The 21,670-nt window shown below is 66.6% G+C and carries 17 protein-coding genes; 12 read left to right on the forward strand and 5 right to left on the reverse strand.

Going from position 1 to position 21,670, the window contains the following annotated elements; translation table 11 throughout:
- Positions 1 to 31: 31 nt before the first annotated feature.
- On the reverse strand, positions 32 to 1,249 hold the full coding sequence (locus ACEN8G_RS08715) for a TCR/Tet family MFS transporter (RefSeq protein WP_413416637.1): 1,218 nt from the start codon (positions 1,247 to 1,249) through the stop codon (positions 32 to 34).
- 254 nt (positions 1,250 to 1,503) lie between these two features.
- Between ACEN8G_RS08715 and ACEN8G_RS08720 the strand changes: the two genes are divergently transcribed.
- The 8 genes from ACEN8G_RS08720 (at position 1,504) to ACEN8G_RS08755 (ending at position 12,976) form a co-directional block, all read left to right on the forward strand.
- Positions 1,504 to 2,724, forward strand: a complete 1,221-nt coding sequence (locus tag ACEN8G_RS08720; RefSeq protein ID WP_413416635.1) for an acyl-CoA dehydrogenase family protein — start codon at positions 1,504 to 1,506, stop codon at positions 2,722 to 2,724.
- A gap of 108 nt (positions 2,725 to 2,832) precedes the next feature.
- Complete coding sequence (locus tag ACEN8G_RS08725; protein ID WP_413419422.1) at positions 2,833 to 3,903, forward strand: acyl-CoA dehydrogenase family protein; 1,071 nt, start codon at positions 2,833 to 2,835, stop codon at positions 3,901 to 3,903.
- Positions 3,904 to 4,371: 468 nt separating this feature from the next.
- Positions 4,372 to 7,128: a TonB-dependent receptor gene (locus tag ACEN8G_RS08730; protein WP_413416177.1), complete on the forward strand. Its 2,757-nt coding sequence runs from the start codon at positions 4,372 to 4,374 to the stop codon at positions 7,126 to 7,128.
- A gap of 115 nt (positions 7,129 to 7,243) precedes the next feature.
- Complete coding sequence (locus ACEN8G_RS08735) at positions 7,244 to 7,612, forward strand: hypothetical protein (protein WP_413416157.1); 369 nt, start codon at positions 7,244 to 7,246, stop codon at positions 7,610 to 7,612.
- A 35-nt stretch (positions 7,613 to 7,647) separates the two neighbouring features.
- A complete protein-coding gene (locus ACEN8G_RS08740) occupies positions 7,648 to 8,364 on the forward strand; it encodes a hypothetical protein (RefSeq protein ID WP_413740773.1) in 717 nt (238 codons plus the stop codon).
- Positions 8,365 to 8,451: 87 nt separating this feature from the next.
- Positions 8,452 to 9,546, forward strand: coding sequence for a DUF5694 domain-containing protein (locus ACEN8G_RS08745; protein ID WP_413416159.1), 1,095 nt, complete (start codon positions 8,452 to 8,454; stop codon positions 9,544 to 9,546).
- A 104-nt stretch (positions 9,547 to 9,650) separates the two neighbouring features.
- Positions 9,651 to 11,882: a TonB-dependent receptor gene (locus ACEN8G_RS08750; protein WP_413416160.1), complete on the forward strand. Its 2,232-nt coding sequence runs from the start codon at positions 9,651 to 9,653 to the stop codon at positions 11,880 to 11,882.
- Positions 11,882 to 12,976, forward strand: a complete 1,095-nt coding sequence (locus ACEN8G_RS08755; protein ID WP_413416161.1) for a PepSY-associated TM helix domain-containing protein — start codon at positions 11,882 to 11,884, stop codon at positions 12,974 to 12,976. Before ACEN8G_RS08750 ends, ACEN8G_RS08755 begins: the two co-directional genes overlap by 1 nt.
- Here the strand turns inward: ACEN8G_RS08755 and prfH are convergent.
- The 3 genes from prfH to ACEN8G_RS08770 all read right to left on the reverse strand — a co-directional run bounded on the left by prfH (position 12,973) and on the right by ACEN8G_RS08770 (position 15,721).
- A complete protein-coding gene (prfH, locus tag ACEN8G_RS08760; RefSeq protein WP_413416162.1) occupies positions 12,973 to 13,590 on the reverse strand; it encodes a peptide chain release factor H in 618 nt (205 codons plus the stop codon). The two genes, ACEN8G_RS08755 and prfH, sit on opposite strands and share 4 nt — an antisense overlap.
- Positions 13,587 to 14,693, reverse strand: coding sequence for an RNA ligase RtcB family protein (locus tag ACEN8G_RS08765; RefSeq protein ID WP_413416163.1), 1,107 nt, complete (start codon positions 14,691 to 14,693; stop codon positions 13,587 to 13,589). Before ACEN8G_RS08765 ends, prfH begins: the two co-directional genes overlap by 4 nt.
- Before the next feature lie 302 nt (positions 14,694 to 14,995).
- Positions 14,996 to 15,721, reverse strand: coding sequence for an SDR family oxidoreductase (locus tag ACEN8G_RS08770; RefSeq protein WP_413416164.1), 726 nt, complete (start codon positions 15,719 to 15,721; stop codon positions 14,996 to 14,998).
- A 150-nt stretch (positions 15,722 to 15,871) separates the two neighbouring features.
- Between ACEN8G_RS08770 and ACEN8G_RS08775 the strand changes: the two genes are divergently transcribed.
- Positions 15,872 to 16,768: an AraC family transcriptional regulator gene (locus ACEN8G_RS08775; RefSeq protein ID WP_413416165.1), complete on the forward strand. Its 897-nt coding sequence runs from the start codon at positions 15,872 to 15,874 to the stop codon at positions 16,766 to 16,768.
- On the opposite strand, the gene ACEN8G_RS08780 is transcribed toward ACEN8G_RS08775, so the two are convergent.
- Positions 16,765 to 18,003, reverse strand: coding sequence for a TetR/AcrR family transcriptional regulator (locus tag ACEN8G_RS08780; protein WP_413416166.1), 1,239 nt, complete (start codon positions 18,001 to 18,003; stop codon positions 16,765 to 16,767). The genes ACEN8G_RS08775 and ACEN8G_RS08780 overlap by 4 nt on opposite strands.
- 143 nt (positions 18,004 to 18,146) lie before the next feature.
- Here ACEN8G_RS08780 and ACEN8G_RS08785 point away from each other — a divergent pair, with 143 nt between their 5' ends.
- The 3 genes from ACEN8G_RS08785 to ACEN8G_RS08795 all read left to right on the forward strand — a co-directional run bounded on the left by ACEN8G_RS08785 (position 18,147) and on the right by ACEN8G_RS08795 (position 21,626).
- Complete coding sequence (locus ACEN8G_RS08785; RefSeq protein ID WP_413416167.1) at positions 18,147 to 19,430, forward strand: acyl-CoA dehydrogenase family protein; 1,284 nt, start codon at positions 18,147 to 18,149, stop codon at positions 19,428 to 19,430.
- Positions 19,431 to 19,527: 97 nt separating this feature from the next.
- On the forward strand, positions 19,528 to 20,613 hold the full coding sequence (locus ACEN8G_RS08790; RefSeq protein WP_413416168.1) for a Zn-dependent alcohol dehydrogenase: 1,086 nt from the start codon (positions 19,528 to 19,530) through the stop codon (positions 20,611 to 20,613).
- Positions 20,610 to 21,626 (forward strand): phosphotransferase family protein, encoded by a 1,017-nt coding sequence (locus ACEN8G_RS08795; protein WP_413416169.1) that lies wholly within the window; start codon positions 20,610 to 20,612, stop codon positions 21,624 to 21,626. Before ACEN8G_RS08790 ends, ACEN8G_RS08795 begins: the two co-directional genes overlap by 4 nt.
- The last annotated feature ends 44 nt before the right edge of the window (positions 21,627 to 21,670 follow it).

Here is a 21,670-nt window from a genome sequence, read left to right on the forward strand (position 1 = left end):
GCCGCGAACGCCATACGCAATTTTCGAAAAATCACTCGGGCGCGGGTTCGGACGAGCGGCGCATATGGACGAACAGCGCGATGATCAGCGCGGCCAGTGCCATCAGCGTGCCGGCGACGAGGAAGGCGGCGCCGTCGAAGCCGTGGTGCGAGCCGGCCGCCAGCGCCTGGGTGGCGATCAGCGGCCCTAGGATCGCCGCGACATTGTTCATGCTCGACACGCCGCCCTGCAACGCGCCCTGGTGCGAGGCGTCGACCATGTTCGACAGCGTGCCGTTGAGCGCCGGATAGGCGAAGGCGCCGAACGCGCCGACCAGGAAGAAGGCATAGACCTGCCAGCCCTGCTGGATGAAGGCATAGGACAGCAGGGTGAAGGACGCGCAGCTCAGCGCGATCAGCGCGGCGCCGCGCTCGCCGAAGCGCTTGATCACCCGGCCGGTGAGCAGCGCCTGGACCAGCACGGTGAGGAAGCCGACATAGGCGAGCGACCAGCCGATCGCGGTGGCGTCCCAGCCGAAGCGGATCGCGGCCCAGAAGGACCAGGTCGAGGGATAGACGGTGCCGGCGAGCTGCCAGAAGAACCAGGCGAGCAGCAGCGGCCCGGCATTGCCGGCATGGAAGAGCGGGCGGAAGGCACCGATGATGTGCGCGTCGGACCAGCGGAACGGGCGGCGGTTCTCCTTCGCCAGCGTCTCGGGCAGCAGGAAGAACATCACGACGGCGTTCAGCGCGGCGCAGATCGCGGCGATCAGGAAGGGCGCGCGCAGGCCGAGTCCTGCGCTGATCCCGCCCAGCGCCGGGCCGAGGATGAAGCCGACGCCGAACGCCGCGCCGATCATCCCGAACACCGCGCTGCGCTTCTCGGGCGGGGTGACGTCGGCGATCACCGCGCTCGCGGGGCCGAAGGTGGCGCCCGCGATGCCGGCGATGACGCGCCCGGCGAACAGCCACAACAGGCTGGGCGCGGCGGCCATCAGCGCATAGTCGATGGCGAAGGCGATCATCGAGAGAATGAGGACCGGGCGGCGGCCATAGCGGTCGCCGAGATTGCCGAGCACCGGCCCGGCGAAGAAGCCGGCGATGGCGAAGGCGGCGAGCATCCAGCCGGCGATGCGGGTGGCCTCGTCCAGCCCGACATGGCCGAGCTCGGTGACCAGCGCCGGCAGCACCGGCATGACGATGCCGAAGCCGATCACGTCGATGAGCACGGCGATCAGCACGATCGGCACCGCGCGATGTTCGAATTTCATTCTTATCCCCTCTTGGGATGCGTCTTAGCAGAGGTGGAGGAGAGGGACAGCCGCTTTCCCGTCATCCCGGCGAAAGCCGGGATCTCGCGCGGCTCTTTACCCGCGTCCCGCGCCATCGCCTGAGATCCCGGCTTTCGCCGGGATGACGGTTTGGGGGCGGGGCGAGGATTGGGGGCCGGATGCCGAATGAGGTGGCTTGACGCCTGTCATTCCGTACCGCAAATTCGAAACCAACAAGAACACCGGAGAGAGCGATGGCCACGGCCCCCGATATCGACGCCTCGGCGAATCCCCTGGATACGTTCCGCGCTGAAGCCCGCGAATGGATTGCGTCCAATTTCCCGTCCAGCCTGAAGGGCAAGGACAATGCGATGTCCGCGGTCGAGGGGCCGCACACCAACTCGCCCGAGGAGGATGCCTGGCAGCAGGCGATGGGCGACAAGGGCTGGGGCGTGCCGACCTGGCCGAAGGAATATGGCGGCGGCGGGCTCAGCCGGGCCGAGGCGCGGGTGCTGCAGGAAGAGATGCAGCGCGCCGGCGCTTGGAACCCGATCGGCGGCATGGGCGTGATGATGTTCGGTCCGACGCTGCTGGAATATGGCACCGAGGAGCAGAAGCGCGAGCATATCCCGGCGATCGCCAAGGGGACGGTGCGCTGGTGCCAGGGCTATTCGGAGCCGGGCGCGGGGTCGGACCTCGCTTCGCTGCAGACCTTCGCCGAGGACCATGGCGACCATTATGTCGTCAACGGCCAGAAGACCTGGACCAGCGGCGGGCAATGGGCGGACAAATGCTTCATGCTGGTCCGCACCGACAAGTCGAAGAAGCATGAGGGGATCACCTTTGTGCTCTGCGACATGGATGCGCCGGGCGTGGAAGTGCGGCCGATCCAGCTGATCTCTGGCAGTTCGCCCTTTTGCGAGACCTTCTTCACCGATGTGAAGGTACCCAAGAGCAACCGCGTGGGCCAGGAAGGCGAAGGCTGGACGATCGGCAAGCGGCTACTCCAACACGAGCGCTCGAGCCTGTCGGGCGGCGGGTCGACCGCGGGGCGGATGTTCTCGGGCGCGTCGCTTGGCCAGATCGCCAAGAAATATGTCGGCGTCGACAGCGAGGGGCGGATCGCGGACTCGGACCTCCGCAGCCGGATCGCCCGGCACGAGATGGACCTGCGCAGCTTCATGCTGACGCTGCGCCGCACCGCGCTGGAGGCCAAGTCCAACCAGGGGCCGAGCGCGGCGACCTCGATCATGAAGAATGTCGGCGCGCGGATCATGCAGGAGCGCTCCGAGCTGCTGATCGAGATCCGCGGGTTCGCGGGCCTTGGCTGGGAGGGCGAGGGCTTCGAGGAGGACGCGCTCAAGGACGTGCGCACCTGGCTCTTCGGCAAGGCGGTGTCGATCTATGGAGGGTCGACCGAGATCCAGAACAACGTGATCGCCAAGCGCATCCTGGGGATGCTGGATCATCAATAATCATCTCCCTCTCCCCGCTTGCGGGGAGAGGGCTGGGGAGGGGGAGAGCGCGGGCATTTTGCTCCTCTCCCCGACCCTCTCCCCGCAAGCGGAGAGAGGGAGTTTTCTGTGGCAATCCTGACCGAAGAACAGACGATGCTGCGCGACATGGCGCGGGAGTGGGCGGATAACAAGGCGCCGGTCAGCGCCTTCCGCAAGATGCGCGATGCGGCGCCGGCTGCGGGCTATGACGCCGCGACCTGGGCGGCGCAGGCCGAGATGGGCTGGACCGGTGTGCTGGTGCCCGAGACACAGGGCGGGGCAGGGATGGGCTATGTCTCGCTGGGGCTGGTGCTGGAACAGCTCGGCCGCAACCTAGTCGCGACCCCGCTGGCCAGCACCGCGGCGGCGACCAGCGCTATCCTGATAGGTGGCTCGGACGCGCAAAAGGCCGAATGGCTGCCCCGGATCGCGGCGGGGGAAGTGATCGCGACGCTCGCGATCGACGAGGGGCCGCGCTTCGATCCTTCGAAGATCGCGACGACCGTATCGGGTGGCAAGCTGAGCGGCGTGAAGGCCTTCGTGCCCGAGGGCGACAGCGCGCAGCTGTTCGCCGTCGCGGCGACCGACGGGCTTTATCTGGTCTCCGGCGATGCCGGGGTGACGCGATCGCCGCGCCACCTGACCGACGGCCGCAGCCATGCCCAGGTGAGCTTCGACAATGCCCCGGCAGAGGCGCTGGGCGGCGGGGCCGAGCTGATCGGCCATATCGCGGACCGTGCTGCTGCGGCGGCTTCGGCGGAGATGCTCGGCATGGCGGAGAGCGCCTTCGCCCAGACCAACGACTATCTCAAGACGCGGGTCCAGTTCGGTCAGGTGCTGGCAAGCTTCCAGGCGCTGCAGCACCGCATGGCCAGGATGTTCACCGAGCTCGAGCTGTGCCGCTCGGCAGTGGAAGGCGCGCTGGAGGCGATCGACAGCGGCCGGGCCAATGTCGCGCAGGAAGTCAGCCTGGCCAAGGCAGTGGCGAACGAGACGCTCCACCTGGTCAGCCGCGAGATGATCCAGCTGCACGGCGGCATCGGCATGACCGACGAGCATGATGCCGGCTTCTACCTGAAGCGGGCGCGGGTGCTGGAGGCGCAATGGGGGAACGCGGCCTGGCACCGGGAGCGGTTTGCGCGGTTGAACGGGTATTGAGGAGCTGAACTCCCCTCCCTGCAAGGGAGGGGTTGGGGGTGGGTTACGAGCGCAGCGAGCCCGGCTAGCCGGTGGGTAGGAAGAAAAGACCGGGCATCGAGCCCGTTCTTTTCTAACCCACCCCTGGCCCCTCCCTTGCAGGGAGGGGGAATGGTTATCGCGCCATCGCCTGAGATCCGGCTTTCGCCGGGATGACGGGAGGGGGGCAAGGTGTCGGTTCGGCTATCGCGCCTCGATACTTCCGCCGCGCCCAAGAAATTTACGCAGATGATGGAATTTTTCGAAGATCGATTCGGCTGAGGGGCTTCGACACGCGCCAGCAACATATGACATTTGCGCAACACTGCTAGTTTAGTCCCCTTTTGCAACCTTTGTTCTGCTTGACGTCCCTCAGGGACCTGTCAGTATTCGAGGATAGGGTATGGAGCCGGCAAAGTGCTCTGGCCCGTGGTGGGAGAGATGATGATGATGCGGTTACGCCTTTTGTCGTGCGTTGCTGTGCCTGCGCTTTCGATTGCGCTGGCGGCCCCTGCCTTCGCGCAGGACACCCAGACACCGCCGGCGGACGCAACTGCCCAGGATCAGGGCCCGAGCGATCCCAACGAGATCGTCGTCACCGCACAGGGCCGCGCCCAGGTGCTGGCCGACGTCCCGCTCGCCGTCTCGGCGGTGACCGCCACCCAGCTCGAGCGCACCGGCGCCAACGACATCCGCGCGCTCAACCAGGTCGCGCCGTCGCTGCTCGTCTCCTCGACCGGCAGCGACGCCAACACCTCGGCCCGTATCCGCGGCGTCGGCACGGTGGGCGACAATCCGGGCCTGGAGAGCTCGGTCGCGACCTTCATCGACGGCGTCTATCGCTCGCGCACCGGCCTTGGCCTCAACGATCTGGGCGAGATCGAGCGGATCGAAGTGCTGCGCGGCCCGCAGGGCACGCTGGGCGGGCGCAACGCCTCGGCCGGCATGCTGAGCGTCACCACCAAGGGGCCCGAATTCACCTTTGGCGGCATGGCCGAGGCGACCTATGGCAATTACGATGCCTGGCGCCTGCAGGGCGCGGTGACCGGCCCGCTTTCCGAGCAGGTCGCGTTCCGACTCGACGGGCTCTATTCGAAGCGCGACGGCTTCTACCACGACGTCAACACCGGGCGGGACATCAACAATCGCGACCGCTACCTGGTGCGCGGCCAGCTGCTGTTCCAGCCGAGCTCGGACCTGTCGGTCCGCCTGATCGCCGACTATAGCCACCGCAAGGAGGATTGCTGCGCCGCGGTCTATGCGACTGCCGACGTCTCGCAGGCCAATGCCTATCTGTCGCCGACCAATCCCGGGCTGATCGCGCCGGGCACGCCGGTGGCGACGGTGCTGACCGGCATCACGGGCACCACCTTCGCGCAATATTTCCCGGCCTATAACGACGCCTATTCGCGGCGCATCGCGACCAGCGCCAACCGCTCCTATACCGGCAAGACCAAGGACTGGGGCATCTCGGGCGAGATCAACTGGAACCTGGGCGGCGTCGAGCTGACCTCGATCACCGCCTATCGCGACTATGACAACACCCAGGCGGCGGACGCCGATTACGGCCTGGCCGACATCCTCTATTTCGGCCCGAAGAGCGGTCGCAGCTTCAAGACCTTCACCCAGGAACTGCGCTTCCATGGCGACGCGCTCGACGGCAAGCTCGACTGGCTGGTCGGCGGCTATTACGCGCATGAGGATCTCGACACCGCCAGCGAGCTCAAGTTCGGCAACGACTATGGCCGCTTCGCCGCGTGCCGCGTGGTCTATGGCTCGTTCAGTGCCTTCTACAATCCGAACAATGTCGGCTGCCTGTCGGCGACCGGCACGGCGGTGCTGAGCAACGCGGCCGGGCCGCTCGGCGCGGCGGGTGCGGCGATGGTCGGCGGGCTGCAGCGGCTCGATACGGTGCGCAACGTCGGCGACGACACGGCGAACTTCGACCAGACCAGCTCGAACTTCGCCTTCTTCACGCACAACATCTTCCACGTGGCCAAGGGCCTCGATCTGACGCTGGGCCTGCGCTACACCAACGAAACCAAGAAGTTGAACGCCAACTTCAACAATACCAACACGGTCTGCCCGGCCCAGCAGGCGGCGCTGCTGCCCTTCATGGGAGTGCCCGCGCTGGCGCCGCTCGCCGGCGGCATCATCACGCTGAGCTGCCAGGGCGGATCGTCCTCGGCGCTCAACGCGCTGACGCTCAACGACACGCGCAAGGAGGACAAGTTCACCGGCACGGCGATCCTGTCCTACAAGCCGAGCGACGACGTGATGATCTATGCGAGCTACTCGCGCGGCTACAAGGCGGGCGGCTTCAACCTCGACCGCTCGGCCTTCAAGAACCCGAGCGCCGCCCAGCCGCTGCCGATCTTCCCGATCAGCACCGCCAATGCCGGCTATTATGCCGATGTGCTGCAGTTCGACGAGGAGACGGTGAACGCCTATGAGGCGGGCATGAAGTACTCGACCAAGGGCTTCAACCTGAACGTCGCCGGCTTCCGCCAGGAATTCAGCAACTTCCAGCTGAACACCTTCAACGGCACGGTGTACCTCGTCCAGAACATCAATGGCTGCAAGTCGAGCCTGGGCGGCGGCGACCGCGACCTGAGCGCGGCGACCGGCGTCTGCCCGGCGGGCCAGACCAAGCCGGGCGTGGTGTCGACCGGCTTCGAAGTCGAGATGGGCCTGTCGCCGGTGCGCGACCTGAACTTCAACTTCGGCCTGACCTACGCCAAGACCAAGTACGCCAACAATCTGGTGGGCTCGAAGAGCGGCGCGCCGCTCGATCCGGCACTCCGGCTGCTGCCGGGCCAGCTGCTGTCGAACGCGCCCGAACTGGTGGCGACCGGATCGGCGGCCTGGACCCCGTCGCTTGGCGGCAAGCTGCGCGGTCTGCTCTATGTCGATACCCGCGTGGCCGACAACTACAACACCGGCTCGGACCTGTTCCCGCAAAAGGCGCAGGACAGCTTCGTGGTGGTCAATGGCCGCATCGGCATCGGCAGCGAAGACCAGCTCTGGGCGCTCGAGTTCTGGGTTCAGAATGCGACCAAGGCCAATTACATGCAGGTCGGCTTCAGCTCGCCGTTCCAGGCGGTGAGCACCACGCCGACGGCGGGCTATCCGGGCGGTTCGCAGATCTTCTCGGCCTATCTGGCCGAGCCGCGGACCTATGGCATCACGCTGCGCTCGCGCTTCTGAATCCCCGGGGAAGGGTGTGGGACGGGTCCGCGGAGAAATCCGCGGGCCCGTTTCGCTTTCAGACGGCGTTCAGGGCAGCGGCGGGAGAAAGGGGCATCGAAGTCTGGAGATGCCCATGCGTATGTTCGTGCTGCCCGTCCTTGGCCTTGTCGCGTTGGCCGTGCCGGCATCTGCTTTCGCGCAGGGTGCGGGCACGCCGGGATGCGCGGTGCGCGTCGAGTTCGCCAGCTATGCGATGGGGATCGACCGCGCGGCGTTCGACCGGGTGCAGGCGCTGCTCAAGCGTGACCGCGGCGTGCGCGCCGTGGAGGTGCAGCGCTGGGGGCGGGAAGGCGAGACCAATCTCTGCATCCAGCTGCGCCGGCCGGGCGATGCGCGGCGGGTGTTCGGGCGGCTGAAGACGGCGCTGCCGGCGAAGCCGCGCGGGCCGATCACGGTAGAGGCGCGGGGCGGGTTGCGGTTTGCGGCGCCCAAGGCAGAGTGATAGCGCTCGACCGAGCGTTGCAACCATCGGGCATATTGGAAGGCGATGTGAAAAGGGGGGAAGCGCAGGCTTTTGCCAGGAAGCTGGCCGGGGCAACCATGCGGGCCTGTCATGACTATCGCGATGGCGACCTCGTTCATGAGGAGCCTTTTTCCGATCAGCTTTGCGGGCGATTGAAGGAGACCCTTCACGATTTCCAGACCGGCAGCATCGCCTGGCAGGTCGACGTGGCACCTGGCCGCGGACGTCTCAGCGCGAGGAGCCTGACGAAAACGAAGGAGGAGCCTGTCTTTGGCGCCGATATCGTGATGACGATAGACATCGAAACATCGACGGAATCGGTGAGAAAGGGCTTTCTTGCTCAAGCCAAGCGGCTCGAGCCGGGGAAACTGCTGTCCAACCAGGAGCATCGCCGTTTGCTCGACCAGTGCGAGAAAATGGTAAGCTTCACGCCTTGCAGCATGGTCTTTCTCTACCACCGGGAAGGCTTGCAGGTCATTCCGGCCAGCGCGGTACTCGGCAGCCGCCACATGGATCTCTGGGATATCGAGGCTTATCCGATCGACATCCTCTACGAGGATTTCGGCATCTGCTGGTTCGGCGATATGCGGATACAGGCCACGGACCCCGCCTCCCTCGAAGGGCTTCGCGCAATGCTGGATACGCGGGTAGCTGTGCGCCTCGCAGGCAGACAGGCTCCCGATGATGCGTTCGAGCCGGAAGATTTTCCTGATATAAGCGACCTCTTCTAGCCACCGCGTAGATCCGCGATCTCGGGAAGTGTGTTGCACGAGCAACACAATGAGATTACCAGAAAGCGAACCACCCCGGGAATCTTCATGGCAGCATCGAATGGCCGATATCTTGTCGCCTTCACGATGGCGTTCGTGGGCATCGGCATTCCGCTTGCCCAGGCGCAGGATTATCGCCCGGCCTTCCATCCCGACCAGCTCAAGGGACCGCCTGCAGGCAAGCCGAACGAAGTGCTGGTGCTGGGCACGGCTCATCTGAGCGGGCTGAAAGAGCTTCGCCCGGAGATGGTGGTGCCGCTGCTCGCCCGACTTGAGGCGTGGCGGCCGACGGCGATCGCCACCGAGGATCTGTCCGGCCTGCAGTGCGACAGCCTGCGTCGCTATCCGGCGCGCTACGCCTCGACGATCAAGGACTATTGCTACGACACCAGGGTTGCCGCGCAGGCGACTGGGCTCGACGTGCCGGCGGCCAATGCCGAGGCGGAGCGGGTGCTCGCGGGGTGGCCGGCTACGCCGAGCCCGGCGCAGCGGCGGCATCTCGCGGCACTGTTCCTTGCGGCGGGCGAGAACGCCTCGGCGCTGGTGCAATGGTTGCGGCTCGATCCGGCGGAACGGCGCGCCGGCGAGGGGCTGAATGCCGAATTGGTCGCGATGCTGGACAAGATCAAAGGACGGCGGAACGAGACCAACATGATCGCCGCGCCGCTCGCCGCTCGGCTGGGCCTGGAACGGGTGTGGAGCGTCGACGACCATTCGGCGGACCGCGAGGATGGTGCGGACGCCAAGGCTGCTGGCGAGGCCGTGATGAAGGCATGGGACAATCCCGACACGGCAGCACGGGAGGAGGAAGACAAGACGCTGGCCGCTGGTCTCGCTCAGCCGGACGGGCTGCTCGACATGTACCGGGCCTATAACGCGCCCGGGCAGCCGATGCGGACCTATCGATCCGATTTCGGCGCGGCGTTCCTCGAGCCTTCGCCCCAGCGCTATGGCCGGGCCTATCTGGCCTATTGGGAGACGCGCAACCTGCGCATGGTGGCGAACATCCGCGACGTGATCGGTCGCGCACCGGGCACGCGGCTACTCGCCATCGTCGGCGCCTCGCACAAGGGCTATTACGAGGCCTATCTGAACCAGATGCACGATGTGCACCTGGTCGATGCGCTCGCGGTGCTGCGCTGAACAGTTATTGCGACTAACTTGCATTAGTAGCCCCGCGCTGCTAGCCGCACCCCGATCAAGCCGCTCCGCCTGAGAGCGGCGCCAATTCGGGGGTTCCCAACATCATGTCCGTGCGTGCGCGACTTTCGCTGCTTTCCCTGCCGTTTCTGACGCTCACCGTGGCGATGCCGCAGGTTGCGCGTGCCCAGCAGGCCGAGCCGCAAAAGGATGGCGAGGGCGACGAGGCGATCGTCGTCACCGCCGCGCGCACAGTGCTGCCGCCCAACGCGCTGCCGCTGACCATCGACGTGATCGACAAGCAGCGGCTCGACCAGCAGATCGCGATTTCTGGCTCGGTTACCGATGCGGTGGCGAACCTCACCCCGTCCTTCTCCCCGACCCGCCAGAAGCTGTCGGGCGCAGGCGAGAGCCTGCGTGGGCGCTCGCCGCTCTACGCGATCAACGGCATCCCGCAATCGACCCCGATGCGCGACGGCAGCCGCGACGGCTTCACCATCGACGGCTTCTTCGTCGACCGGGTCGAGCTGATCTATGGCTCGAACGCGCTGCAGGGGATCGGCGGCACCGGCGGCATCGTCAACCAAGTGACGGTGGGCGCGCCGAAGCAGGAAGGCATCAGCGGCCGCGTGCTGCTGCAGGGCAGCGCCGACAATGATTTCAGCAAGGACGGGCTGGGCGGCAAGGCTGCCGGACTGGTCCAGTGGAAGTCGGGCCGGTTCGATGCGACCTTCGGCGCGGCGTTCGAGAAGCGCGGTGTCTTCTATGACGGCGACGGGCGCCGCGTCGGCCTCAACCTTACCCAGGGCGAGACCCAGGACTCCAAGACCGTCTCGCTGTTCTCGCGACTTGGCTATCAAGTGGGCGAAACCGGGCGGATCGACCTGATTGCCAGCCGCTTCGAGCTGAAGGGTGATGGCGACTATATTGCAGTGACGGGCAACCGCGCGACGGGCCTGCCGACCAGCGCGGTGCGTGGCGACGCGCCGGGCAAGGCTGCGGCGAGCCGCACCGAGAGTGTGGCGCTGACCTATACCGACACCGCGCTGGGCGGCGGCAATTTCGTCGGCCAGATCTTCTTCAACCGCACGCACGACACGTTCGGCGGTGAGATCGCGCCGATCGCGACCTTCCAGGACCCGACGATCGACCCGACCGAGAGGCTGTTCGACCAGTCCGAGAACCGCTCGCGCAAGCTCGGCGCCAAGCTGAGCTACGAGCGCGCGGTGCCGGGCTTCGAGGCGCTGACCGCGACGATCGGCTTCGATGCGCTAGTCGACAAGACCGAGCAGCGGCTGATCGCCACCAACCGCATCTGGGTGCCGCCCAGCGACTTCCGCAGTCTGGCGCCGTTCGCCCAAGCCAACCTCAAGCTGTTCGATGGCAAGCTGCGCCTCGCCGGCGGCCTGCGCTACGAGAATGTCGCGATCAAGATCGACGATTACCACACGCTCGCCTCGACCACCTATGTCGCGCCGAACAAGGCGACTTATGGCGGCGTCGCGGTGGCCGGCGGCAAGCCGAAGTTCGAGGACCTGCTGTTCAACGGCGGCGTGATCGTCGAGCCGGTGGCTGGTATCCGCGCCTATGCCAGCTATGCCGAGGGCTTCACCGTTCCCGACATCGGCCGCATCACCCGCGCGATCAAGGTGACGGGCGTCGACCTGGACAATTATCTCGACATCTCGCCGATCGTCTCGAACAACCGCGAGATCGGCGTGGAAGTGAAGCGCGGGCCGCTCGACGGATCGGTCACCTATTTCTGGTCGTCGAGCGACAAGGGCCAGCTGCTTATCGCGCGCGCCGCCGGCATCTTCGACGTGCAGCGCCAGCGGGTGGAGATCCAGGGCCTCGAGGTCAATCTGGGCGTGAAGCTGCCGGTGCCGGGGCTGAAGGCCAGCATTGGCTATGCGACGCTCAACGGCCGCTACGACGCCGACACGGTGCCAGACGGCAAGGTCGATACCGATCTGGACGGCACCAACATCTCGCCGGACCGCGTCAACCTTGCGGTGGACTATGCCAGCGGGCCGTTCAGCGCGCGCGTGCAGACGCAATTCTATCTGTCGCGCCATTTCGACGGCAAGGCGCGGACGATCGACGACGCCAACCCGCTGCACCCGCAGAAGCTCTTCATGAACGACTTTGGCGGCTATGCGCTGACCGACGCCTATGTCCGCTACCAGACGAAGCTGGGCGGCCTGAGCCTGAGCGTCGCCAACCTGTTCGACAGGATGTACATCGACTACGCGTCGGACACCCGCCTGCCGAACGACAACACGGTCTTCTATGCCGGTCGCGGGCGTACCTTCACGCTGAGCTGGGACTATCGTTTCTGATGCAGCGCGGGGTGATGGGATGGCTCGACCTGGCCCACCGCTGGACCGGCGGCGTGCTGGGGCTGGTGCTGGCGATCATGGGGCTGACCGGCGCGATCCTTGTCCATGAGGAGAGCTGGCTGTCGCTGACGCTTCCTCATGCCGCGGACGTGCGCGTGGCGAACCCGAACGCGATCGCGGAGACCACCGCCAAGCTGATGGCGTCCGAGCCCAAGGCGCAGGGCATCACCTATGCCAGTGACCGGTTCGGCCTCAACCAGGTCCGCATGGCCAAGGGCGCCGGCGCCTATGCCGACCAGGCGGGCAATGTGGTGACGCGCTGGGACAGCCAGTGGAGCCGGCCCGAGCAATGGATCTTCGACCTGCACCATCACCTCTTCACCGGCGATACCGGGGAGACGGTGATCGGCATCGCCGGGCTGGCGGCGATCCTGTTCGTGATCACCGGATCGATCCTGTGGTGGCGCACGCGCAAGACGTTCAAGTTCCGGATCTGGCCCAAGCGAATGAGCCGGCCGATGATCGTGATGCAGCACCGCGACCTGGGCATCGTGATGGCGCCGTTGCTGCTGCTCTCGGCGGTTACGGGGACGATGATGATCTTCAAGCCGTTCGCGGCGATCATCACCGCGCCTTTCTCCTCGCCTTCGGCCGATGCCGCGGCGATGAAGCCGCCCAAGGTGAAGAGCGGGCCGCTTGCCCAGCGCCCGGACTGGCGGGCGATCGTGCTGGCGGCGCATGCCCGTTTCCCTGACGCGCAGATCCGCATCCTCTCGCTGCCGCGCAAGGCCGGCGACCCGATCCTGGTGCGGATGAAGCGTGCCGGGGAGTGGTTGCCCAACGGCCGCTCGAATGTATGGTTCGACGCCGCAGACGGGCATGTGCTGGGATCGATCGACGCGCTGGCCCTGCCCAGGGGTGCGCAGATATTCAACGGCGCCTATCCGGTGCACGCGGCCAAGGTGGGCGGGTTGCTCTACCGGCTGCTGCTCACCGCCTCGGGGTTGACGATGATGCTGCTCGGCAGCCTGGCGGTGTGGACCTTCTGGTTCAAGCGGCCCAGGCCGAAGAAACTGGTGCGTAAGCCGGCCTAGCCCGGGGAGAATTTCTCTCCCCGGTAGGTCCGGACCGCGTTGCCGCGTTCGAGGGCGTGGTTCTGGTCCCATAGTTCGCGCTCGCCCGCGGCTGCGCGCCGTTCGCGTCGTCCCTGGAGCAGCAGCGCCAGCTTGAGCCGGGCGATGTTGCGGTTGGCATGTTGCGAGCGCTGGTCCTGCGAGAAGGCCGTCAGGCCCGTCGGCAAGTGTGTGGCGCGCACGGCGCTGTCGGTCTTGTTGACATGCTGCCCGCCGGGCCCCGACGCGCGCATCGTCTGGTAGCGGATGTCCGTATCGCGAAGGTCGGGCACGTCCTCGGGCAAGGGTGCGCGCGAGGCGCCGACGAACCAGTTGCGGCGCTTGTGCAGCGGACGGAACGGGCTGGTGCCGATCCACCGGATCGTGCCGGTGCGGGCATCGACAAAGGCTTGCGCACCTTTGCCGGAGACCCGCAGCAGCACCGATGCCGTGGGGCCATCCACAGGCTCGACTGGTTCGCAGGCGAGGCCCGCCGCCCGGCCTTCCTGTGCCCAGGCGTGGACGAGCCGCTCAACCACCCATTCGCATTCGCGGGGTCCCTGGCCCGAGGACAAATGGAGAAGGATATCGGTCATGCGCGCCTCGTCTTGTAGGTGACCAGGGGGCGGAGCGTGGCGACAAGATCGACCAGGCCGTGCTGCTCCAGGTCGTGCACGACCTGGTGGATGTCCTTGTAAGCCTGTGGCGCCTCCTCGAAGATCAGGTCGCGATCCTCGCAGATCACCCGGCCGCCGAGGGCGGTGCGTTCGAGATCGGGGATGCGGAAGCGGCGGGCGAGCTTGTCGCGCGCCTCGCTCCGGCTCCATTTGCGGCCTGCACCGTGCGCCAGCGAATGGAGCGCGGTGTCGGCCGGCGCGCCGGGGCGAGGCCGCACGAGATAGGTCATGTCGCCGCGCGATCCGGGGATGACGACCAGTCCCTTGTCCGCCGGAGCTGCGCTCTTGCGGTGCAGCCAGCCACCGCGATGCGGCGTGACGCTGTTGTGGCAGATGTCGAGCAGACGCTCGCCGTCTCCGCCCAGGCGATCGAGGAAGCGTTCCGCGATCACCGCGCGATTGAGCTCCGCCCAGCGCACCGCATCGTCATGCTCGGCGAGATAGGTGGCACAATCGGCGGTGCCAGCGGCGAGACCATCGACATTGTGCCGGGCGCGGTGCCTGTCGAGGATCGCCTGGCCGAGCCCGCGCGAGCCGCTATGGACCATCAGGTGAACCCTCTGCGCGTCGAGGCCGAGTTCCTCGAACAGGTCGGCGTCGAACACCTGCTCGAAGCGCAGCAGCTCCGCGAAGTGGTTGCCGCCGCCGATCGTGCCCAGCGCTTCACCGGCCAGGGGCGGGAGGCCCATCTCGCCAAGGCGCGTGGGAGCGTCGCCTTCCCAGGGCTCTTCCAGGCCGTGAAGCTTGCGTACCGCATTGTCCGGACGGAATTTGCGCAGCGTGACGCTGGTGCGCCACAGGCTCATGCCGCAACCGATGTCGCTGCCGACCAGATGCGGATAGACCAGGGTGCGCGACCAGAAGGCCGCGCCGACCGCGATGCCGCGTCCCGCATGGAGATCGGGCAGGCCGACGACCGCTTCGATGCCGGGCAGCGCAGCGGTCTGGTGGAGTTGGTCGATCGCAAGCTGCTCGATCCAGCTTTCGGGCGAGGCGATGATGTGGATGCTTGCCGTGGTCATGGCGCGACCTCCCCGGTGACGAGGAAAGACGGCAGGCGGCGGATGCAGCTATTGAAAGATGCCGCGGCGCGATGGCCGCGAATAAGGGTCAGGCGACCAAAGTCACCTGCAAGGGGCTTGCCCATGTACGATGTTCCCGAACTCGGAAAATGGAAGTGGCGATGAGAGCGGTAATGGTCTGCATGGGCTCACTCCTTTTCTGAGCTTGGGGTTACCGGCGGGCGCCAGTAGCGGAATTGTTCCGGGAGATCAATGGTGTGCCGATGCCGGGCCTTCGCCGCGCGAAGACCCGGCATTGCGGCCTACATGTTGGCCGCGGTGGGGCGGACGATCACTTCGTTGACGTCCACGCCGTCGGGCTGCTCCAGCGCATAGCGGATCGCGCGGGCGATCGCGTCCGGGGTCAGCGACTTCTGGCGCCAGTCCTTGAGCGCGGCGGCGACCTGGGGATCGCTGATGTCGTCGCCCAGCTCGGTGGCGGTGACGCCCGGCGAGATGATCGTCGCGCGGATGTCGTCATGCTCCTGGCGCAGGCCCTCGGTGATCGCCCAGACCGCGTATTTGGTGCCGCAATAGACCGCTGCGGTCGGCAGGACGAGGTGCGCGCCGACCGAAGCGACGTTGACGACATGGCCGTTCTGCTGGGCGACGAAGCGCGGCAGCACCGTGGCGATGCCGTTGAGCACGCCGTGGATGTTGACGTCGATCATCCGCTTCCACTCGTCGGTCTTGAGCGCGGCGAGCGGGGAGAGCGGCATCACGCCGGCATTGTTGATCAGCACGTCGACCCGGCCGAACTTCGCTTCGGCTGCGTCGGCAAAGGCCTTGAAGTTTGCTGCATCGGTGACGTCGAGCTCGCGCCAGGCGATGTTGGGGCCGAGTTCCTCGGCCAGCGTCTGGAGTCGGTCGCCGCGGCGGGCGCCGATGAACAGCTTCGCACCGGTGGCCGCCAGCTCGCGGACCGTGGCTTCGCCGATGCCGCTGGAGGCGCCGGTGATGAGGATGACCTTGTCGCTAAGTCCCGTCATGGTTCGTTCCTTCTCGTCTGGAATGACGAGACAGGATTTGGGGCGGCAAAGGGTTCGGGCGGTAGAGCGATTGGCCGAAGGGATTGCACGATCCTCCAAATGTGGATGGAGGCGCTTGCGTGCTTCTCTCGCATGATGGAAGCAGGCAGCATGCACGACATTGCCGCACTCGCCACGCTGATCGAACGGCATACGCCGGAAACCGGGATTTCGGGGACCGCGATCCGTCGGCTGTCGCTGATCCGGGCAGACCAGCCGAGCCTGCCTATCCCTTCGGTCTATGAGGCGTCGCTTTGCCTGATCGCCCAGGGATCGAAGCGCGTGTCGCTCGGCGATCATGACGTGGTGTATGATGCGTCGCGCTATCTGCTGGTGTCGGTGGACCTGCCGCTGGTCGGGCTTGTACTCGAGGCGAGTCCGGACGCGCCCTATCTGTGCTGCAAGATCGATCTCGACCTGCCGGCGCTGGCCGACCTGATGATCGCGGAAGGCGAGGCCGGGCCGCAGCGCGACTTGCCCGCGCTGGCGGTCTATCCGGGGGATGCCGACCTGATCGATGCCGCCTGCCGGCTGGTCAAGCTGCTCGACAGGCCCGAGAGCATCGCCGCGCTGGCGCCGCTGGTCGAGCGGGAGATATTGTACCGATTGCTTACCGGGCCGCATGGCGGGACGCTGCGGCGGATGGCGAAGGGCGACAGCCATCTCGGCCAGATCAGCCGGGCGATCGCGCGGATCCGGAGCGGGTTCGACCGGCAGCTGCGGATCGAGGACATCGCCGATGCGGCGGGGATGAGCCCCTCGTCGCTGCACGCGCATTTCAAGGCGGTGACCCGGATGACGCCGCTCGAATATCAGAAGCAGCTCCGCCTGCAGGAAGCGCGCCGGCTGATGATGGCCGAGGGAGCGAGCGCGGGCTCGGCGGGGTTCGCGGTCGGCTATGACAGCCCGTCGCAGTTCAGCCGCGAATATCGCCGCCTGTTCGGTGCGCCGCCGCGGCAGGATATCGAGCGGTTGCAGGCGGCGGGGGAGCTGGCGGAGGCGCTCTAGCCTGCCAGCACCCGATCGTCGAACAGGCCGAAGGCGATCGTCGAGGCGTAATAGGCCACGGCCTTGTCGCGCGGCATGGTGCTGGCCCATTTGCGCATGTCGAAGGCGGCGTTCTGCAGCGCCATCAGCGTCTGCGAGGCGACCAGCGGGTCGATCGCGCGGATCGAGCCCTGGGCGATGCCGTCGGACAGCAGGCCGGCGAAGCGGCGGGCGATGCGGTTCGAGCGGTCGATCATCGTCGAGCGGACCTGGGGCGGCAGGCCGGACAGCGCGGTGGTGCGCAGCAAGGGGCCGCGTTCGCTGAACTGATAGTCGAGCAGCGTCGCGATCGTGCTCTCGAGCTGCTCCCAATGGGTTCCGCCGGCAGTCTCGGCCAGGCGCTGGGCATCGGCGATGATGTCGAAGCTGCGCTTGTAGCAGGCGATGACCAGGTCGTCCTTGGCATCGAGATGGTGGTAGAAGCTGCCCTTGGTGACGTTGAGCTCGCTGGCGATCTTCTGGACCGAGGCGCCGCGATAGCCGAGCTCGTTGATCAGCCGCGTGGCGGCGAGGAGGAAGGCCTCGCGGCCGGGCTCGGGCTCGTCATGCTCGAGGTCGAGCATGTGCGGGGTCCAGGCCTGGCCGGGCGCGGCGATGCCGGTGCGGAACACGTCCATGAGGCGCGCCTCGACGCGGGGATATTCGTCCACCTCGTAGCGGGGCAGCCAGGCGGTGAGCCAGAAGGTGTTCTCGAGCAGCACGTGCGCGCGCGCGCCGTGGAGATCGGTCTCGGCGCGGCTGGCCGGGGTGCCCCAGAGCGCACGGGTCTTGCGGAACACGCCGCGCCAGCGATCGAGCAGCTCGCGCTTGATCGGGTCTTCCATGGCGCGCAGGTCCGACAGGATCGCGAAGTCGCGCTCCTCGCCGCGGCGGATGCGGGCGAGCCGCTCCATGTTGATGTTGAGATAGCGCCCGACCCGGGCCTCGGGCGTCGGCTCGTTGCCGGCATCGTCCAGCATCGCCTCCAGCCGGTCGAGCGTCTGCTCGAAGGCGGCGGCGGCAAGGTCTTCCTTGCGCTTGAAATAATAGGTGACCGACGTGGTGTTGAGGCCGACGCGGCGCGCCACGTCGGCAAAGGTCATCCCCTTGGCGCTCTGTTCGTTGATCGCGTCGGCAGCCGCGGCGAGGATCGCATCCCGCTTGGCCTGGAAGCGTTTCGTCGCGCTTGCGGTTTCTAGTTTCCCCGGTGCATTCATTGCAACCAGTCTAGCGGATTTGACGGCTAGCCAAAGCGGTTTTTTGAATCGAGGTTGTGCCGATTTTCGCGCCGGCCCGACTTTACCGAATATCCGGTATGCTCTACGCCGATCCGTGAAGCAGAAAACGGAGAGGATGCGCCATGGATTTCACGCTGAGCGAGCGCGAGACCTATTTCCGCGACCGCGTGAAGGCCTTTATCGACACCAGGATCCGGCCCCGCGACGGCGACTATCACGCCCAGCAGAAGCAGGGCGATCGCTGGAAGGTGCTGCCGGTGATCGAGGAAGTGAAGGCCGAGGCCAAGGCTGCGGGGCTGTGGAACTTCTTCATGCCGCCCCATTCGGGCCAGGCCTATGTCGACGACAGTTTCGAGTTCCAGGGCACCCAGCTCACCAATCTAGAATATGCGCTGTGCGCCGAGGAGATGGGACGGCTCGGCTGGGCGTCGGAGTGCTTCAACTGCTCGGCGCCCGACACAGGCAACATGGAAGTGCTCCACCGCTACGGCACGCGAGCGCAGAAGGACCAGTGGCTCAGGCCGCTGATGCAGGGCGAGATCCGCTCGGCGTTCCTTATGACCGAGCCGGCGGTGGCCTCGTCCGATGCGACCAATATCCAGACCAGCATGGTGCGCGACGGCGATCATTATGTGATCAACGGGCGGAAATGGTGGAGCAGTGGCGTGGGCGACCCGCGTTGCGCGGTCTCGATTGTGATGGGCAAGACCGATACGGGCGCTGCGAAACATGCACAGCAGAGCATGATCCTGGTGCCGATGGACGCGCCTGGCGTGAAGATCGAGCGGATGCTTTCGGTTTTCGGGTATGATCATGCGCCGCACGGTCACGGCGAAGTGGTACTCGAGAATGTCCGCGTGCCGGTCGAGAACATGCTGCTTGGCGAAGGCCGGGGGTTCGAGATCGCGCAGGGTCGGCTCGGGCCGGGCCGCATCCACCATTGCATGCGGACGATTGGGGTTGCCGAAGAGGCGATCGAGGCGATGTCGAAGCGGCTTGTGTCGCGCGTGGCGTTCGGCAAGCGGCTTTCGGACCATTCGGTGTGGGAGCAGCGCATCGCCCGCGCGCGCATCGATATCGAGATGACGCGGCTGCTCTGCCTGAAGGCGGCGGACATGATGGACAAGGCGGGCAACAAGGCCGCCCAGCTCGAAATCGCCATGATCAAGGTGCAGGCGCCGCAAATGGCGCTGCAGATCATCGACGACGCGATCCAGGCGCATGGCGGCGCGGGCGTGTCGGGTGATTTCCACCTGGCGCATGACTGGGCGGGCATCCGCACGCTGCGGCTCGCGGACGGTCCGGACGAGGTGCATGCCCGGGCGATCGCGCGGAACGAGTTCGGGAAGTACGCGGACTTCAAGGCGGACCGGACGAGCAGCGGGGGTGTCGGGGTTTCGCGCTGACCCCCTGCTCCTGCGAAAGCAGGAGCCCAGGGCCGCGTGGTGTGTCGTCTGTAACTCTGGGCTCCTGCTTTCGCAGGAGCACTAGGAGGGGAGAGTGATGAAAGCAGCCGTTCTCTACGAAGCGGGCAAGCCGCTCGAGATCACCGAGGTTCGCGTATCGAAGCCCGGGCCGCGCGAGGTGCTGATCCGCACCGCGGCGGTGGGGGTGTGCCGGTCGGACCTGCATTTCGTCGACGGCGCCTTCCCGCATCCGGTGCCGACGGTGCCGGGGCATGAGGCGGCGGGGGTGATCGAGGCGGTGGGATCGGACGTCGCCCATCTGAAGGTGGGCGACCATGTCATCACCTTCTTCACCGTGTTCTGCGGCAGCTGCGAGATGTGCGTGACCGGGCGGCCGTCGCTGTGCATCGATCCCTCGACCCGACGTCCCAATGGTGCCGAGCCGCGGCTGTCGCTGGAGGACGGGACGGGGCTGGCGCCGTTCCTCAACCTCTCCGCCTTTGCCGAGCAGATGCTGGTGCACGAGAACGCCTGTGTGGCGATCTCGAAGGAGATGCCGCTCGACCGTGCCGCCTTGCTCGGTTGTGCGGTGATCACCGGCGCCGGGGCGATCTTCAACGACAGCCGGGTGCGCCCCGGGGAGAGCGTTGCGGTGATCGGTGCGGGCGGGATCGGGCTCGCCGCGATCAATGCCGCCGAGATTGCGGGGGCGGGGACGATCCTGGCGATCGACCCGGTGCCGGAGAAGCGCGAGCTGGCGCTGAAGCTCGGTGCCACCCATGCGCTGGATGCGATGGCCGAGGGGCTGGCCAAGGACGTGCTCAAGCTGACCGGCGGCGGCGTCCATTATGCGATCGAGGCGGTCGGGCGGCCGAACACCGCCGAGCTCGCCTGGAACATCCTCCGCCGCGGCGGCACCGCGACAATCCTGGGGATGATCGCGCCGGGCGGCAATGTCAGCCTGCCGGGGCCGACCTTCCTGACCGGCAAGAAGATCCAGGGCTCGCTGCTGGGCAGCACCCGTTTCCCGATCGACATGCCGCGGCTGGTGCAGATGTATCTCGACGGGCTGCTCGACCTCGACACGATGGTCGCCGAGCGGATCAGGCTGGAGGATGTGAACGATGCACTCGACAAGCTGCGCAAGGGCGACAGCGTGCGCTCGGTGATCGAATTCGCATGAGCGACCTGGACGAAGCGAAGCTGGCGGACTGGCTAGCGGCGAATGTGGCGGGCTTTGCCGGGCCGATCGCGGTGACCAAGTTCCCGGGCGGGCAGAGCAACCCGACCTATCGGATCGATGCGGGATCGGGATCATACGTGCTGCGTCGCAAGCCGTTCGGGCCGATCCTGCCTTCGGCGCATGCGGTGGAGCGCGAATATGCGCTGATCGCGGCGTTGCACCCGACCGGCTTCCCGGTCGCCAGGCCCTATGGGCTTTGCGAAGACGCCGAAGTGCTGGGCTCGCCCTTCTACATCATGGAGATGGTCAAGGGGCGGACGCTTTGGGACGGATCGCTGCCGGACCTCAGCGCGGCCGAGCGGACGGCGCATTATCATGCGATCGTCGATACGCTCGCGGCGCTGCATGCGGTGGATTATGAGGCGGTGGGGCTGGGCAGTTATGGTAAGCCGGGCAATTATTTCGCCCGCCAGGTCGAGCGCTGGACCAAGCAGTATCGGATGAGCGAGACCGACCCGCTGCCCGAGATGGAGCGGCTGATCGAATTCCTGCCGCGCACCGTGCCCGAGCAGACGCGGACCAGCATCGTGCACGGCGATTTCCGCATCGACAACATGATCTTCGCGCCCGCCGAGCCGCGCGTGCTGGCGGTGCTCGACTGGGAGCTGTCGACGCTCGGCGATCCGCTGGCCGACTTCTCCTATTTCCTGATGAGCTGGGCGACCGAGCCGGAAGGGCGTTCGGGGGTCAAGGGGCTCACCGGGCCGGAGACGGGCATCCCGACGATCGAGGATGTCGTGGCGCGCTACTGCGCGGCGACCGAGCGGGACGGAGTGCCCGATCTCAACTGGTACTTCGCCTATAATCTCTTCCGGCTGGCGGGGATCGTGCAGGGGATCAAGAAGCGGATGCTCGACGGCAATGCGTCGTCCGCCAACGCCGCGGCGACGGTGGAGCGGCTGCCTGGGCTGGTCGCGCAGGCTTGGCACTTCGCGCGGGAGGCGGGGGCTTAGGCCTCCTGTTCCCCGGGGCAAGCCGGGGCCCAGGGTCACAAGCG

It is taken from the genome of Sphingomonas sp. Sphisp66 (assembly GCF_047324325.1).
Taxonomy (GTDB): Bacteria; Pseudomonadota; Alphaproteobacteria; order Sphingomonadales; family Sphingomonadaceae; genus Sphingomonas.

Bases quoted from the DNA above. Each gene is read 5' to 3' on its own strand.
- ACEN8G_RS08715 (WP_413416637.1), bottom strand. From the start codon at position 1,249: ATGAAATTCGAACATCGCGCGGTGCCGATCGTGCTGATCGCCGTGCTC.
- ACEN8G_RS08720 (WP_413416635.1), top strand. From the start codon at position 1,504: ATGGCCACGGCCCCCGATATCGACGCCTCGGCGAATCCCCTGGATACG.
- ACEN8G_RS08730 (WP_413416177.1), top strand. From the start codon at position 4,372: ATGCGGTTACGCCTTTTGTCGTGCGTTGCTGTGCCTGCGCTTTCGATT.
- ACEN8G_RS08735 (WP_413416157.1), top strand. From the start codon at position 7,244: ATGCGTATGTTCGTGCTGCCCGTCCTTGGCCTTGTCGCGTTGGCCGTG.
- ACEN8G_RS08745 (WP_413416159.1), top strand. From the start codon at position 8,452: ATGGCAGCATCGAATGGCCGATATCTTGTCGCCTTCACGATGGCGTTC.
- ACEN8G_RS08750 (WP_413416160.1), top strand. From the start codon at position 9,651: ATGTCCGTGCGTGCGCGACTTTCGCTGCTTTCCCTGCCGTTTCTGACG.
- ACEN8G_RS08755 (WP_413416161.1), top strand. From the start codon at position 11,882: ATGCAGCGCGGGGTGATGGGATGGCTCGACCTGGCCCACCGCTGGACC.
- prfH (WP_413416162.1), bottom strand. From the start codon at position 13,590: ATGACCGATATCCTTCTCCATTTGTCCTCGGGCCAGGGACCCCGCGAA.
- ACEN8G_RS08765 (WP_413416163.1), bottom strand. From the start codon at position 14,693: ATGACCACGGCAAGCATCCACATCATCGCCTCGCCCGAAAGCTGGATC.
- ACEN8G_RS08770 (WP_413416164.1), bottom strand. From the start codon at position 15,721: ATGACGGGACTTAGCGACAAGGTCATCCTCATCACCGGCGCCTCCAGC.
- ACEN8G_RS08775 (WP_413416165.1), top strand. From the start codon at position 15,872: ATGCACGACATTGCCGCACTCGCCACGCTGATCGAACGGCATACGCCG.
- ACEN8G_RS08780 (WP_413416166.1), bottom strand. From the start codon at position 18,003: ATGAATGCACCGGGGAAACTAGAAACCGCAAGCGCGACGAAACGCTTC.
- ACEN8G_RS08785 (WP_413416167.1), top strand. From the start codon at position 18,147: ATGGATTTCACGCTGAGCGAGCGCGAGACCTATTTCCGCGACCGCGTG.
- ACEN8G_RS08790 (WP_413416168.1), top strand. From the start codon at position 19,528: ATGAAAGCAGCCGTTCTCTACGAAGCGGGCAAGCCGCTCGAGATCACC.
- ACEN8G_RS08795 (WP_413416169.1), top strand. From the start codon at position 20,610: ATGAGCGACCTGGACGAAGCGAAGCTGGCGGACTGGCTAGCGGCGAAT.